Annotated in this window: 7 protein-coding genes; 4 read left to right on the forward strand and 3 right to left on the reverse strand. The window is 68.6% G+C overall.

What is annotated here, in order from left to right:
- Positions 1–128 precede the first annotated feature (128 nt).
- Positions 129–1,949 carry a S8 family peptidase gene (locus C1I99_RS06185; RefSeq protein WP_146603904.1) on the reverse strand — a complete coding sequence of 607 codons (1,821 nt, stop codon included), beginning with the start codon at positions 1,947–1,949 and terminating at the stop codon, positions 129–131.
- A 608-nt stretch (positions 1,950–2,557) separates the two neighbouring features.
- On the opposite strand from C1I99_RS06185, the gene C1I99_RS06190 reads away from it, so the two are divergent.
- Positions 2,558–4,408, forward strand: a complete 1,851-nt coding sequence (locus C1I99_RS06190) for a S15 peptidase family protein (RefSeq protein ID WP_158554008.1) — start codon at positions 2,558–2,560, stop codon at positions 4,406–4,408.
- Positions 4,409–4,513: 105 nt separating this feature from the next.
- Positions 4,514–5,089, forward strand: coding sequence for a YciI family protein (locus C1I99_RS06195; protein ID WP_111133239.1), 576 nt, complete (start codon positions 4,514–4,516; stop codon positions 5,087–5,089).
- A gap of 299 nt (positions 5,090–5,388) precedes the next feature.
- Here C1I99_RS06195 and C1I99_RS06200 read toward each other — a convergent pair whose 3' ends face one another.
- Entirely contained in the window at positions 5,389–6,276 is an 888-nt protein-coding gene (locus tag C1I99_RS06200) for a LysR family transcriptional regulator (RefSeq protein WP_111133240.1), read from the reverse strand.
- 157 nt (positions 6,277–6,433) lie between these two features.
- Here C1I99_RS06200 and C1I99_RS06205 point away from each other — a divergent pair, with 157 nt between their 5' ends.
- Entirely contained in the window at positions 6,434–7,417 is a 984-nt protein-coding gene (locus tag C1I99_RS06205) for an EamA family transporter (RefSeq protein ID WP_267897480.1), read from the forward strand.
- Between the two features lie 82 nt (positions 7,418–7,499).
- Complete coding sequence (locus tag C1I99_RS06210; RefSeq protein ID WP_111133241.1) at positions 7,500–8,354, forward strand: NmrA/HSCARG family protein; 855 nt, start codon at positions 7,500–7,502, stop codon at positions 8,352–8,354.
- A 373-nt stretch (positions 8,355–8,727) separates the two neighbouring features.
- On the opposite strand, the gene C1I99_RS06215 is transcribed toward C1I99_RS06210, so the two are convergent.
- On the reverse strand, positions 8,728–14,667 hold the full coding sequence (locus C1I99_RS06215) for a ThuA domain-containing protein (RefSeq protein ID WP_158554010.1): 5,940 nt from the start codon (positions 14,665–14,667) through the stop codon (positions 8,728–8,730).
- Positions 14,668–14,723 lie beyond the last annotated feature (56 nt).

The raw sequence follows: 14,723 nt of genomic DNA on the forward strand, positions 1-14,723 counted from the left end.
GTGCTTCAGCCACGGCTCGGCGCCAACCTAGGCACTCGGAGTGAACGAGCCGATGGCCGGCCACCTGCAGTGACCGGCCATCGGGGTAGTCAGCCGAACCGATGCGAGCGGACGCCGTCAGCAGCCGGTCAGTCGATGCCCAGCTGGGCGACGTGAAGGGTCACCATCCGCCCGAGGGCCGAGTCACTATCCAGTGTGTCCGGGTCGGACGCGGCGTACCGGCCGGAAACGGCGAAGGTGTAGTCACCGGCTCCCGCGCCGACCGCGGCGAGGTCGATGAGCGCGGTCGCCGTGCCGGCGCCCTGGGTGAAGGTCTCTGTCGTCGTACCCACGACCCGGCCGTGCGGGTCGGTGACCGTGACGACGTAGCTGGCGCCGTTGATCCCCACGCTGGCCAGAGACGGGTGGGAGAGCGTTACCTTGAGTGCGGTCACCCCGGTGCCGACCGGGGCGACGTAGGTGTGGTTGTCAGTGCCGGCCACCGTCGCCCGGGGCGCGTCGTAGGTCCAGAAGTCGGCACGCAGTACCTGGCGGCCGTCCTCGGCGAGGACCCTCGCGTCAGCCTGGGCCGCGGCCGTGGCCAGCTTCTTGGCCCAGTTCTTCCCGGTCACCAGGGCGACCGCGTGGTCGAGGTTGACGTACCCGTAGCCGACCTGCCAGAACGGTAGCCGCGCGGCGCCGTCGTCGGTGGCGACGGGGGAGGCAGTGGCCTGGAGAGCGAGGCGCACCTGGTCCGGGGTGAGCGCGGGGTTGGCCTGCTTGAGGATGGCGGCGGCGCCCGCCACGTGCGGCGATGCCATCGAGGTGCCCGAGGCGGTGGCGTTACTGCCCGGCGTGCAGGGGCCGATGACGGTGCCGAGGGAGTCGCACGTCGAGGAGATGCGGACGCCGGGTGCGGTCACGTCAGGGTGTACGACGCCGATCCGGTCGCCGGTGTAGACGGTGTGGCCGCCTGCGGTTATCCCCGTCGGCTGGGAGTTGTCGTAGACCAGCCCGTTGGAGGAGAAGTCGCCGCGCTTGCGGTCGAGAGTGCCGGCCGCTACGGAGATGACCCAGGGCGCCTGCGAGAACGGGTTGAGGCTCAGCTCCGCGTTGTCGCTTCCCGAGTTGCCGGCGGCGAAGACGACGGTCACGCCCTGGTCGGCGACGGCCTTGGTTGCCACCGCCACCGGGTCACGCGGATCGAACTGCCGATAGCTGTTGCCCCATGAGTTGTTGATGACGTCGACGCCCCACATGCCGTCCTGATCAAGCAGGTAGTCGTACGCCGTTACGACGGCAGTCGTGAACAGGACCTCGCCGATCGCGAAGCAGTCCACGATGACATCCGGCGCCACACCATACCTGCTGCCATCGGTCACGCTGCTGGAGTCGGCGGCGATGATTCCGGCGACGTGAGTGCCGTGGCCACCGCCGATGTCGGTGTTGCTGTAGGGACCTTTGTCCATCGGGACGACGATCGTGTTGGACGAGTCGGGCGGAATGTTCGCGTACTCCGCGCTCACCAGCGAGACGTTGTGCTCGACGTGGTCGGCGAGATCCGGGTGGGTGGCATCGCAGCCCGAGTCGACGACCGCGACCGTTACTCCTTCGCCGGTCAGCCCGGCCGCGCGCAGTTGCGCGGTGCCCATGACGTCGGTTGAGGCGGTGTCGAGCAACTGGATCGGCTCGTCGGGATATACGTCGGCGGCCACACCGGTGGTCACCGCGGCACGCATGCCGTCCACTGAGCCGCTGACCAGCGCCAGCGGCAGATGGCGCATCGGCTGCACGGTCAGCCCGAGCGCGTTCAGCGCCTGCACCTGCGGGCTCGTCGGGACGGCATCGAACGTCGCGATCCCCCGCCCGGTCAGGTTGCCCGAGGCCAGCAGGCGGGACAGCCCGACCGGCACGGCCGCGGCGTCGAGGCTCAGGGTGTCGTTGCCGGGGGCCGCGCTAGCGGCCGGCATTCCCACGGCCCCCAGGGCTAGCGTGGCGGCACAGCCCAGCGCCGCCAGTCTTGTCTGTCGGGTTCGGAACACGGCTTCCTCCGTGGCTGTGAGATGGGTTGGGGATCGAGACTCAGCGTGTCCGGGAGCGGAACAGGCGGCCGACCAGCAGCAAGCCGGACAACAGCAGGATGAACCTTAGCCCGCCGGCCGCCACGGCGTACGGCGATGGGGGTTGGGTCTTCGTGCTGGACATGACGATGGCCGAAAGGATGGGCTTGGGTCTGAGGTGCTGTCGGTGTTGGGGAGGTCGACGGTGAGCACGTCGAGGCCCCGGGTCAGGTCGGTGGTATAGGCGTATTGGCCTCAGCCCGGTGGCCACCCAGTTCCGGTTGCGCTCCGGGACCCGGTAGGCATCCCACATTTCCGACAGCCTGCCGGTCCTCCGCCGCCACCACCTACCGCGACTGCGTGTACGCGTTCGCCAGAACCTCCTGGGCCAGATCGTCAGCTACCACCAGCTGTCGCCGGTAACGGTCAGTCGGCGGATACCGATATCAGTAACAGCAGGTTCGATGCCGGCGGCAAAGGTGGGTGGCGGTATGTTCAGAGGTCAATCTCGTGGCTCAGTGCGGCGGGCCGGCGCGCTGCTCGCGGCGATCCTGACAATGTCCGGCACCGCTTTGGTCGCGACGCCCGCCCGGGCGGCCGACGACTGCTCATTGGGCCTGGCCACCGCAGGGCAGGTCTCGCCCGTTGGCGGCGGGGGTTACCTCGTGTGTTCCGGGCGCGTGGCGAGCTTCGACGGCACGCCACTGGACGTCGACCTGTCCATCCCGGTCAACGTTCCTGGCCCGCTCCCGCTGATGGTCATGCTGCACGGCTGGGGTGGCTCGAAGGCGGACTACGAGTCCACGTCGCTGGCCGGCAACGGCAGGAACACCTGGCACTGGAACAACGCCTGGTTCGCCAGCCACGGATTCGCCGTGCTCAACTACACCGCCCGCGGCTTCGGTCGCTCCTGCGGCCAGGATCCGGCGCATGGTTACACCTACGCCGCCGACCCGCGCTGCGCCGGCCGGGCGAGTTGGACGCACCTGTCGGACCGGCGTTGGGAAATCCGCGATACCCAGTACCTGACCGGCCTGCTGGTCGACGCCGCCATCGCCAGGCCCGACCAGGTCGTGGTCACCGGCGGATCGTACGGCGGCGGGCAGTCATGGCTGCTCGCCATGGCCCAGGACCGGGTTCTCCAGCCCGACGGCACGACTCGTTCGTGGTCCTCACCGCGGGGAACACCGATTCGGCTGGCCGCCGCCGTGCCGCAGTACGGATGGACCGATCTCGCTCAGGCGTTGATCGACAACGGGCGGGCCGCCGACGGGTTGTCCGGCACTGCGGCCGATCTGCCACACCAGGACCCGGTCGGCGTCGCCAAGCAGTCCTATGTAGACGGCCTATACGCGGCCGGCCAGATCACCGCGCAATACGCGGCGCACGACCCGAGCGCGAACCTGCCTGGCTGGTTCGCCGCCATCACCGCCGGCGAGCCTTACCAGGCCAATCCGCTCGTGGCTCAGGCCATCGCGCAGTTGGAGCAGTTCCGCTCGGCTTACGCCATGCCGGTGCCGCCAGCGTCCGCGCAGGTGCCCGTCTACGCCATCCAAGGGCTGACCGACCCCCTGTTCCCCGGCATCCAGGCCACCCAGATGCTCACCAGGCTGCAGAAAGCCCGGCCGGGCTACCCCGTGTGGGCCCTCTTCGGCGATGTCGGCCACTCCTATGCCGGCAATCCGCCTGAGGTTTGGCAGACCGCCAACGACGCCGCCAACCGGTGGCTGCACGAAATTCTCGCCGGCGCCGAGCCGACGGCACCGAAGGTCACCCTGAATCCGGTGCAGTGTGCGGATAACCGAGACGTCAGCAGCTATTCCGCCGATCGACTTGCCAACCTCGCGAACAGCGTGTGGACGTTCCGCGACGACGCGCGGGTCACGACCGCGAACACCTTCGTACCCGGACCGGAGTCGGCGGGGTTGGACCCGATCCTGAACTCAGGCTGTCGCACGGCCGCCGTCGGCAGCGACCCAGGCGTGGCCACGTGGACGTTTCGCCCGCCGACTGCCGGCACGCTCGTGGGCGCCCCGGTGGTACGTGTGACGGCGACACTCATCGGTACGGACGCCGAACTCGCGGCTCGACTGTTCGACGTCGACCCGGCCGCCGGTACGCAGACTCTGATCACGAGGGCGGTACTTCGGGTCACCGGCAGCACCGGGCTTGCGCAGGAGGTCACCTGCCAACTGTGGCCGACCGGTTGGCGACTGCCCATCGGTCACCAGCTCAAGCTCGAACTGACTGCAACCGACACACCGACCTGGCGCGCGAACAATCAGCCAGCCGCTCTCGCACTGAGCAACCTCGAGGTCACCGTGCCCCTGCACGCGACCACACCATCCGGGCCCAACTCGATGAGGTAGGTATCAGCCTCGATGCTCCGCGCGGGCCCGTCGTGGCGGTGCCGGAGGCCACCGGGACGAGCCCGCCGGAGAGGAGTTTGAGTTCCGGGTGGTCCGCGTTGGTGTCTGTCACGGAGGTCATACTTTGGGGTATGGTTCTTCTGCTACCACCGTGACCGGCCCAGCTCGGTGGGGCTGCGCGACGAGTTGCTGAAAGATCATTGGTCCTACATGGACCGATACTCGAGAGAAATGATCGCTCGCGGCCCGACCCTTGCCGTCGACGGCGACACGCCCACTGGCAGCCTGCACATCGTCGACCTGCCCGATCCCGCCGCCGCGCGCGCGTTCGCTTTCGACGAGCCCAACTATCAGGCTGGCGTGTACCGGGACGTGCTGCTGCGCCGGTGGCGCAACACTCTGGGCCGTACCATGTGGGACTTCCCCGGAGGCCGGACCGGTGGTAGTCGGTACCTGGTGCTCGGCCTCGGCGCGGGGCAGGCCGCCGACCTCGCTGTGCCGCCCGACCGGGACGAGTTGATCGCGTATGGGCCGCTGCTGTCCGACGACGGCGCCACCTGGCTGGGTACGGCGGTGCTAGTCCGGGCGCCGGATCCGGACAAGGCACGCGCCGTGCTGGCCCCGGGTCGGTACGCCCACATCGAGGTGCACAACTGGCAGTTTGGCGGGCGGCCGTCATGACCCGAGCCTGGCCGTGGACTTGGTCCAGCGTGTCCCGACTTTGACCACCGCTTGGCAGCGCACGCGTCGACCTACGTACAGCGCGACGGTTCAAAGTGGTGCGGTAGCTGGTTGTCGAGGAATCGGGTCATGCCGAGCAGACGATGGCCGCTGAGTGTGAGCACGATCAATCCGGCGGGTTGGTCGACGGTGGTGATGTCTGGGGCCTCGGTGAGGGGTATGTACCGCACGGCCGGGTGGGGCGGAGCTGCCGCACTCGTGGCGGACAATCCGAGGAGGCTGTACGAGGCGTGCCGGTTTCATTCCGTGTCGAGCGTGGCTGGGATGTCAAGATTGGCGAGGAAGGCGGTCGCGGCCGGCGTGCGGCTGAAGCGGCTCCAGATGACGTACTCGACGCGGGCCGGCGCGTCAGCGACCTCGATGGTGATTACGCCGGTGAGCTGAGGCGTGTAGGCGGAGGGGAGCATGGCCACGCCGAGGTTCTGCCCGACGAGTCGAGTGATGAAGTCTGCGGTGGTCACTTCGAAGGCGACGTCACGGCTGAGACCAGCGGCTGAGAAGGCTTGGTCGGATTGGGCACGTCCGGCTGTCCCGGCCGGAAGGTCCACGAATACCTCGGTAGAGAGCCTGCGAAGGTTGACCACTGGTTTGTCGGCGAGTGGATGGTCCGGCGCGACCACAGCGACGAGTCGGTCACGGGCGAGTTCGTGGGCGGCGACACCTTGGGGTCGCGCTGTGGTCGGCAGCCCGAGGAAAGCCACGTCGGTGGCTCCTTGCTTGACCTGCTCGACGAGGTCCTCGCTCGCACCCACCCGCAGGCTGATGCGCACATGCGGGTACTGCTGGCGGAAGTCCCGCAGCGCACCCGGGATATCGACCGCGGCGACAGTAGGGATCAGGCCCACGGCGAGCCGTCCGCGGATCTCTCCGACAGCCGCGGCGACCTCGGCGGCTGCGCGCTCGGCGGCGTCCAGACACTGGCGGGCGGCGGGGAGGAACGCTTCACCGGCCGGCGTCAGCCGCACCCGGCGGCTGGTGCGTTCGAAAAGCCTCGCGCCAAGTTCCCGTTCCAGCCGCGCGATTTGGTGACTCAGGGCGGACTGGACAACCAGACATCGTTCGGCGGCCCGGGTGAAGCTGTTCGTCTCGGCGACGGCGACGACGTAGCGCATCTGCTGGAACTCCATCGATCAATCTTGCAGCGTGATCGATGAGGTGACAAACATGTGTTGGACTCATTGATCATTACCAGGTGAGACTGCGAGTGTGACAAGTCCAGCAGCACCGAGGGGTTCCAGCGGAGCCAGCAGAGGTGCTCCCCATGGAAATCTGCCTCGCACCGCCCTGACCGCGCTCGCTCCCGCGGTGTGGGGCACGACCTATGTCGTCACCACCGAGCTTCTCCCGCAGGGACACCCACTGTTCGCAGGACTCCTGCGTGCGTTGCCCGCAGGCCTGATCGCGCTGGCGATCACCCGGACGCTGCCGCCTGGAGCGTGGTGGGGGAAAGCCGCGGTGCTCGGCGTGCTGAACATCGGTCTGTTCTTGCCACTGCTGTTCATCGCGGCCGAACGCCTGCCAGGAGGCGTTGCCGCAACCTTGGCGGCGGCCCAGCCGCTCGTCGTCGCCGTCCTGGCCGTGACAGTCCTCCGTGACAGCCCCTCCGTCTGGCGCCTCTTCTGGGGCGTGGCGGGCGTCGTCGGCGTCGGCTTGGTGGTGATCGGGCCGAACGCGGCACTCGACATCGTCGGGATCGTGGCGGGGCTGGCGAGCGCGGCCACGATGGCGCTTGGCGTGACGCTCACCAAACGCTGGGGACGGCCCGCCGAGGCCAGTCCCACCGCTTTCGCCGGCTGGCAACTCACCGCAGGAGGTCTATTCCTGGTGCCCGTCACATTTCTTGTTGAGGGACCACCTCCCGCAATCAACCCGACCGCCGCCCTCGGCTACCTCTGGCTGGGTCTGGTTGGCGGCCTGATCGCCTACGCCCTGTGGTTCCACGGCATCACCACCTTGCCCGTCACCTCTGTCGCGGTTCTCGCCCTGCTCTCGCCGCTGGTCGCCGCCGTTCTCGGCGCCATCCTGCTCGGCCAGACACTCGGCCCGATCCAACTCGTGGGGTTCGGGCTCTCACTCGCCGCGATCGTCGCGGGACAGCTTCCCGCACCCGCCCGCTCACCCGACTCTGTGCCTCATCGTGACCACGGCGAGTCCGGACCTGCTGAGCAGCATGATCAAACGCTGGCCGAGACGGTGATGCCGATTTCCACCGGTCGATCTCGATCGGGCCGGTCTGGAAGGTGGGGGCGTCGCAGGGCGGCCCCGTGATCGGCTTACCCGGAGCATCCCCCACCCCAGCCGGCTCCGCACGGGGCCGGCTTCACCATGACATCGTTGGAAGGATCTCGCAGTGTCGAACAAGAAGACCGTCCTGGTCACGGGCGCGACTGGCGGCCAGGGCGGTGCCGTTGCCCGCAGGCTGCTCGACAACGGCTGGGTGGTGCGCGCCTTCGTCCGTGACCCGGACAAGCAGAAGGCCAAGGACCTCAAGGCGCTCGGCGCGGAACTGGTCACCGGCGACCTCGGCGACCCGCAGTCGCTGCGCGCGGCAGCGCAGGGCGTGCACGGCGTCTTCAGCGTGCAGCCCGCCGACTTGGCCGACCCACACCCCGAAGTCGAGGTGCGGCAGGGCAAGAACGTCGCGGACGCGGCCAAAGCCGCGGGCGTCGCGCACCTGGTCTACAGCTCCGTTGGCGGCGCCGAGCGCAAGTCCGCCGTCGCGCACTTCGAGACCAAGGCGGAGATTGAGGCGCACATCGATGCCGTCGGCGTGCCCGCGACGGTGCTGCGGCCGGTGTTCTTCATGGAGAACTGGGCGAACATGGTGCCGGAAACGGAGAACGATGAGCGGGTTGGTTCGATCGCGCTGGACGCGGACACCTCGCTGCAGATGATCGCGCTGATCGACATCGGCCGGATCGCCGCGGACGCGTTCGACAAGCCGGCCGAGTTCATCGGCAAGAAGATCGAGATCGCCGGCGACGAGCTGACCGTGCGGCAGATCGCCGAGGTGTTCACCAAGGTCGACGGCATCCCGACTCGCTTCGAGCGGCAGCCCATCGAGAAGCTGCGGATCGAGGCCGAGGAGGTGGCGAACATGTTCGACTGGTTCAACGAGAAGGGGTACCAGGCCGATATCGCCGCGCTCCGCGAGCGGTACCCGCAGTTGCTGACCCTTGAGGCGTGGCTGAGCAAAAACCGGTAGGAGAGATCCAACCGCCCTCACCTTGCTCCTCGCCGGATGTCAAAGAACCGATCTCCTGCTTCGACCTGTCTGTCGCAACCGGCCCGCCCGGTGCGCGGACCATCCGGTGAACTTGGAAGGAACTGCCATGAACGACACGACCCCGGTGAGGGCCGGGCGGCGGAATGGATCAGGCTCGCCGTGCTCGCCCTGCCGACACTGCTGGTCTCCATCGACGCGTCCTGCTCCTCGCGCTCCCCCACCTGACGGCAGACCCGGGACGAGGTGATCGGTCGGCAAGCGCTGTGCCGCCCAGAAGACCAAGTGCCGGAGCACGCGTGGCGTGCTCCGGCACCGGTCGGGAGCCGGCCGGCACCGGCTCGCCGTCATCAACTCACAGGTGGGCCCGTAGGTAGGCGCCCGCCGCGAGCAGCTGCGTGCGGGCCGACTCGTCGGTGGCTGTCCTTGCCGCCGCCGCGAACCGGTCCAGAGCAGCCTTGGCCTGCTCCGTCCGGCCCGCCGCCGCCGTGCGCTGGGCCGCCTCGAGCTGGCCGAACAGGTCGTCGGCGAGCTCGTCGCTGAGCAGACCCTCCGCCTGGTACCGCCGCACCAACGCCTGGGCGTTGTCGAAGGTGGCGACGACCTCGAAGGCGACGGTCACCTCCGTGGCGTTGCCGGCCATGTCGGTCGCCACGACGGTCAGCTTGTGACCGCCCGCCGTGGGCTCGGCACCCGCACCGCTCTCGATCGCCTCCCCGTCCAGACGGAGGGCCACCGAGTCGACGCCCGACGTGGCGTCCCGTGCCGTGGCGGCGATCGGCAGTGACGTACCAAGGTCGTACTTGCCGCCGTTCGCCACGCCGTCGACGGTCACGACCGGGGCCGTGGTGTCGACGAGCAGGGACACCGCTTCCGGCGCGGAGGTGTTGCCGGCCTCGTCGATCGCCCGGAACCGCAGCGACCCCGGGCCATCTTCGGTCACCCGGACCGGCTCACGGTACTGCGTCCAGGCGCCGTCGCCTTGGGCGAACTCGATGCGGACCGGGCCGCCGCGGTCATCCCTTGCCGAAGCGGTGACCGTCGCCGGCGAGGTGTACCAACCGCGCTGGCCGTTCGGCTGCGCCGGGTCGAGCGACACGGTCAGGCTCGGCGCCGTCGTGTCGAGAACCCGGAAGTAGTCGAACGCGACGGTGACCGGCTGCATCTGCTCCGGACCCATCGCCATCAGGCCGAACGAGGTCATCGCGGCGTCGTTGGTGACCGGCTGGCCGAGCGAGGTCCAGTTGACCCCGCCGTCGCTGATCTGGGCCGAGTAGGTGTTCCCACTCCGGCTCAGCCGCAGGTAGTACCAGCCGCTCTCGGACGAGTCGGCGATGTCGATCGACCGGTTGCCGCCGTTGCCGAACTGCGCGTTGCGTTCCGAGACGAGCTCGGCGTGCAGGTTGGTCGGCGTTCCGGCGTTGTTGTTGGCGACGACGTCGAACTTCACGTAGTTGTCGTCGTTGTTGTAGACCAGGAAGCCGGCCAGCTGCCACTTGTGCAGCATTGTCGGCGTCAGCCTGGTCTCGATCGTCCAGTTGCCGGCGGCGACGTCCGCAGGGATCTTCTGCAGGATGAAGTTCCGCGGCGAGGCGCTGTTGGTGCCGTCGATGTCGCCCGGCTGGGTTTCGATGCGCAGCGCGCCGCCGCTCATCGCGACCTTGGACGAGTCGTACCGCACCACCGCGTTCCACCGGCAGCCGTCGAGAGCGCTGCCGTCGAACTCGTCGCTGGGCGCGCGGACACCGTCGTCCGTGCCGTCCGGCGTGATGGTGAAGTGATCGAACACGGCGTTGACCTGTGACGTCCCGGTGTCCCCGGCGGCCACGAGGCCGACGGTCGCGTTCGGGATGACGGTCCCGGAGCCGGCGAGCGCGGTCCAGGTCTGGCCGTCGGCCGAGTACGCGGCGGTCAGCTTCTGACCGTCGCTAACCAGTCGCAGGTGCGCGGTGGACGGGAAGTCCGCCGGGACACCCACGTTGGCGTGCCACGACCGCGTCCCGCCGGCCTCGGTCTGGAACTCCATGACCCGACTCCCGGACGAGGTGCGGGTGAACGCCACCTTGACGTAGTCGTTGTCGGTGCCGTGCATGAGCAGGCCGGCGTGTTGCCACTCGCGGTTGTGCGGGATGGCCACCTTCGTGGTGATCGTCCACGGCCCGGTCTTGGCGCGCTGACCGACGTAGCTGATCGGCCCGGTGGCGTCCTCGTTGATGTCACCGTTGGTGACCGGCAGCACCAGTCCACCGCTGGTGACCCGCGCCGGCAGGTTCGGCGCGGTCCGCACCGTGGTCCACCGGGTGGTGTTCAGCGTGCCGCCGTCGAAGGTGTCCGAGCCGCGGATCGCGCAGCCCGGAGCGGCCTCCGGCGGTGCCGGGTGGATGGCCTTGTCGACCAGGGTGAAACCGGTGAACTTCACCTCGCTGGTGGCCGATGTGCTGTGTGCGGTGACCGCGAGGCCAATGTCCTGCGGGCTGACCGCGCCAGGCAGCGTCACCGGGTCGCCGACCAGCGTGAACGACTTCCCGTCCTTGCTCCAGTAGCCGTAGTACCTTCCGCCGTCACGCACGATCCGCACCCAGGCCGGGTAGCTGGTCGTGCTGGCGCCGCTGCTGGCGTCGAGCTGGCCGTTGCCGTTGGTGTCGCGCAGCCACTCGAACCCGAGGCCAGCCCGCATCGTCATCGCCGCGTAGCCGGGCGACGTGGCCGGCTGGGTGACATCGTTACGGACGATCAGACCGGCCTTGGCGGAGTTGTTGGTGTTCGTCTGGCTCTCGATCTTCACCGTGGCGGTCCAGGTGTCGCCGGCCGCCGCCGGCAGGTACACCGAGCCGTACTGGTCGGTTCCCTGCCACATGTTCGCGCCGCCGGCGTTGATGATCCAGGTGTCCTGGTCCGGCCGGTCGAACGCGGCGGTGGTGTTGGTGTAGGTCTGCCAGGCTCCGTAGAGATCACCGACCTCGACCTGCACGACCCGGGACTTCGTGTGGTAGCCCTTGTCGTTGGTCGCGACCGCGGTCAGCTGGTAGCGCATCTCGGTGGACGCGTTCCAAGTCATGGAGTACGGCGCCGTGGTGTCGATGCCGATCGACGTGCCGTCGACGAAGAACTCGACCTTGGTGATCGTGTTCTCCGCGTCGCTCGCGTCGGCGGTCACCTGGATCTCGCCCGGCTCCAGCTCGTCTGCCGGCGTCGGGGAGGTCACCGCGACCTTCGGCTTGCTCGTCGGCGAGACACCCTCGCCGTCGGCCTCGATGAAGTTGAGGCGCCGCTCTCCCGCACCCGGGAACACCGCGTACAGGGTGAACGTCTCGCCGGGGTTGGACACCTCGACCGGGACGTCCACATAGCCGCCGCTGGTGGTCGCCGGCACCTGGGCGGTGCCGAGCAGCTCACCGTCCGGCGCGCCCCGCCGTAGCTCGATCGTGCTCGCGCTGGGGGCCGACACGCGCAGGACAAGCCGGTCCACCTTGTACAGGTTGACTGGGTCGTACGACGCCCAGGCGCCGTTCTGGCCGGCGATGGAGTTGCCGTGGCCCTCGATGTCCCGCGACGGGCCAACCGTCACGTTCGACGAGTTGTCGAAGAACTCCGCCTCCCGCTGCTTGGGAAACAGCAGGGTGGTGTCCGAACCGGTCAGGCTCGGGGTGCCGCCCGCGCCGCCGGAGTCGGCATAGCGGCCGTCAAGCGCATAGAAGACGTTCATGTCCTCGCCGTGCCCGCCGCCGAGGGCGGTGACCACCGAACCGGTGCGCCCGTGCAGCGGTTCGGCCGGGTGCGCGTGCTCGTCGTGACCCATCGCCGGCTGGATCACCACGTCGGCGTCGTCGATCTGGGTGTCCTCGGCGTCGCTGACCGACAGGTCCCAGCTGACTTCATCACCGAAGTCGAAGAACGCACCGTTGGGCGGCAGGGTGAACGTCACCTCCGGCCGGGTGTTGCCGACCGTGATCGGCACCGTCGCCGTCCCGGTCTTGCCGGCCGGGTCGGTCACCGTGAGCCGGGCGTTGTAGGCGCCGTTCGTGGTGTAGGTGAAGGTGGGCTTCAGCTCGGTCGAGTCGACCACGCCGTCACCGGTGAAGTCCCACTCGTACCGCAGCTGCTCGTTTTCCGGGTCGGTGCTGGCCGAGCCGTCGAAGCGGACCTGCAGCGGTGCCTGGCCGGAGTCCGGCGACGCGCCGATCTTCGCCGTCGGCGAGCGCGAGCCGGAGATGTAGTCGATCCGGTACAGCCCCGAGTTGGGGTTGTCGCGGCCGAATCCGCCACCCCAGTCCAGCACGTACATCGAGCCCTCAGGACCGAACTTGGAGTCGATCGGCGCGAGGAACTGCTGCTGCGGCAGGAACGGGTTGACCTTCTCGACCCCACCCTGCCCGTTCGGAATGATCGAGTACATCTTGTTCCGCGACCACTCGTAGAAGAACGGCCTGCCGTCGTAGTACGCCGGGAACTTAGTGTCCGATTGCAGGTTCGGGTCGTAGCTGTAGTACGGGCCGCCCATCGGGGCCAGGCCACCACCCTGCGGGATGACCGACGGCACCGAGGAACGCTTGTAGCCGTACCACATCTTGGCCGGCTTGGCCGGCGGCAGCTCGGTCAGGCCGGTGTTGCGCACCGAGTCGTTGATCGGGTGGTCGCAGTCGAAGGACGGGCCGACCGTCACCGGGTTCGTCCGGTAGTCCACGTCCCGGAACGGCTCGTTGTTACCCATGCACAGTGGCCAGCCGTAGAAGCCGGGCTCGGTGATGACGTTCCACTCGGCGATGCCGGCGGGTCCACGGTCCGGGTTGTCGTTGCTGTTGTCCGGCGAGTAGTCCGCCAGCCCGATGGCCCCGGTCTTCGGGTCGATCGAGAACCGGAACGGGTTGCGGAAGCCCATCGCGTAGATTTCCGGCCGGGTCTTCGGCGTGCCCGCCGGGAACATGTTGCCCGCGGGGATGGAGTAGGTGCCGTCCGGCTCGGGGTGGATCCGCAGGAGCTTGCCGCGCAGGTCGTTGGTGTTGGCCGAGGTGGCCCGCGCGTCGTGGAACGTTCCGTCCCGTTCGGACAGCGGCGCGTAGCCGCCGGACGGCTCGGAGTGCGGGTTCACATCGTCGCCGACGCCCAGGTAGAGGTTCCCGTCCGAATCGAACGCGAGACCACCGCCGGTGTGACCGGGCTCGTCGGGGAGCCGTCGCGCTGGCACTTCGAGCAGGATCTTCTCCGTGGCGCGGTCAATCTGCGACCCCGGCCCGACAGTGAGACGGGACAGACGGTTGACGAAGTTCGCCGGGTCGCTGTCGTTCGTGCTCGCCGGCGCGTAGTAGATGTAGAGGTAGTTGTTCTGCGCGAAGTTCGGGTCGAGCGCGATGCCGAGCAGGCCGTCCTCACCGCCCGAGTAGACCGGGATGGTGATCGCGGTGGAGGTGGTCTTGGTTCGCGGGTCGTACACCCGGATCTGGCCGCGCACCAGCTCGGTGAAGAAGACCCGGCCGTCCGGCGCGACGTCCATGGCGAACGGGGCGCTGGTGTTCTGGTCCAGCGGGACCCGCTCGTACTTGTCCCACGTGGTCGCGCCGCAGTCAGCCTCGACCATGCCGGCCGCCCACTTCACGCCACCCAGGATGTGCTGCACCAGCCACGGCTCGCCGGTGTAGTGCGCGCCGAAGTGGCCCATGCCGGTCATCCAGGCACGGCCGCCGTCGTACGGCTTGCACCAGGAGATCGGGTGGTCGTAGCCCATCGCGTTGCTGCCCGGGACGTACGTCGTCTCGTCCATCGTCGCGAGCACGTGCGCGTCGCCTCGGACGTTGAGCGCGTAGTTGTACCACTCGTCGGCGCGCTCCCACCGCTGCGGCAGGTGCTCGGTGGACGGGTGGACCTGGTCCTCCACCCGGACCGTGCCGGGCTGCCCGGGGCTGGTGCCGGTGGCGGCATGCCCGGGCATCAGCGTGCCGATCATGTTGTCCCACCACGCGTAGTTGCCGCGCATGTCGGTCGCATTGTGGATGGCGACGATGCCGTGGCCGGACTTCATGTAGCGCTCCATGGCCGCCTTCTGGTCGGCGGTCCACGGGTCGCCGGAGGTCTGGAACATCACGAGCGCGTCGAAGTGCGCGAGGTCCGCGTCGTTGAAGATGGACGAGTCCTCGGTGTGCTGCGAGGTGATGCCGGCCTCGGCGAAGGCGGTCTGCAGCACGGGAACGCCCTGCTCGATGGCCTCGGTGTGCCGGAACTGAGTGGTCTTGGTGAAGATCAGCACGTGGGCTTGGCCGTGCGCGCCCTCGTGCGCGACCGACTGCGATGAGCTGATCATGGTCAGCGCGAGTGCGCTGGCTACTGGTATCGCGAACAATCGTCCCCACCGGGGAC

The sequence above is a fragment of the Micromonospora deserti genome, from assembly GCF_003236335.1.
GTDB lineage: Bacteria > Actinomycetota > Actinomycetes > Mycobacteriales > Micromonosporaceae > Micromonospora > Micromonospora deserti.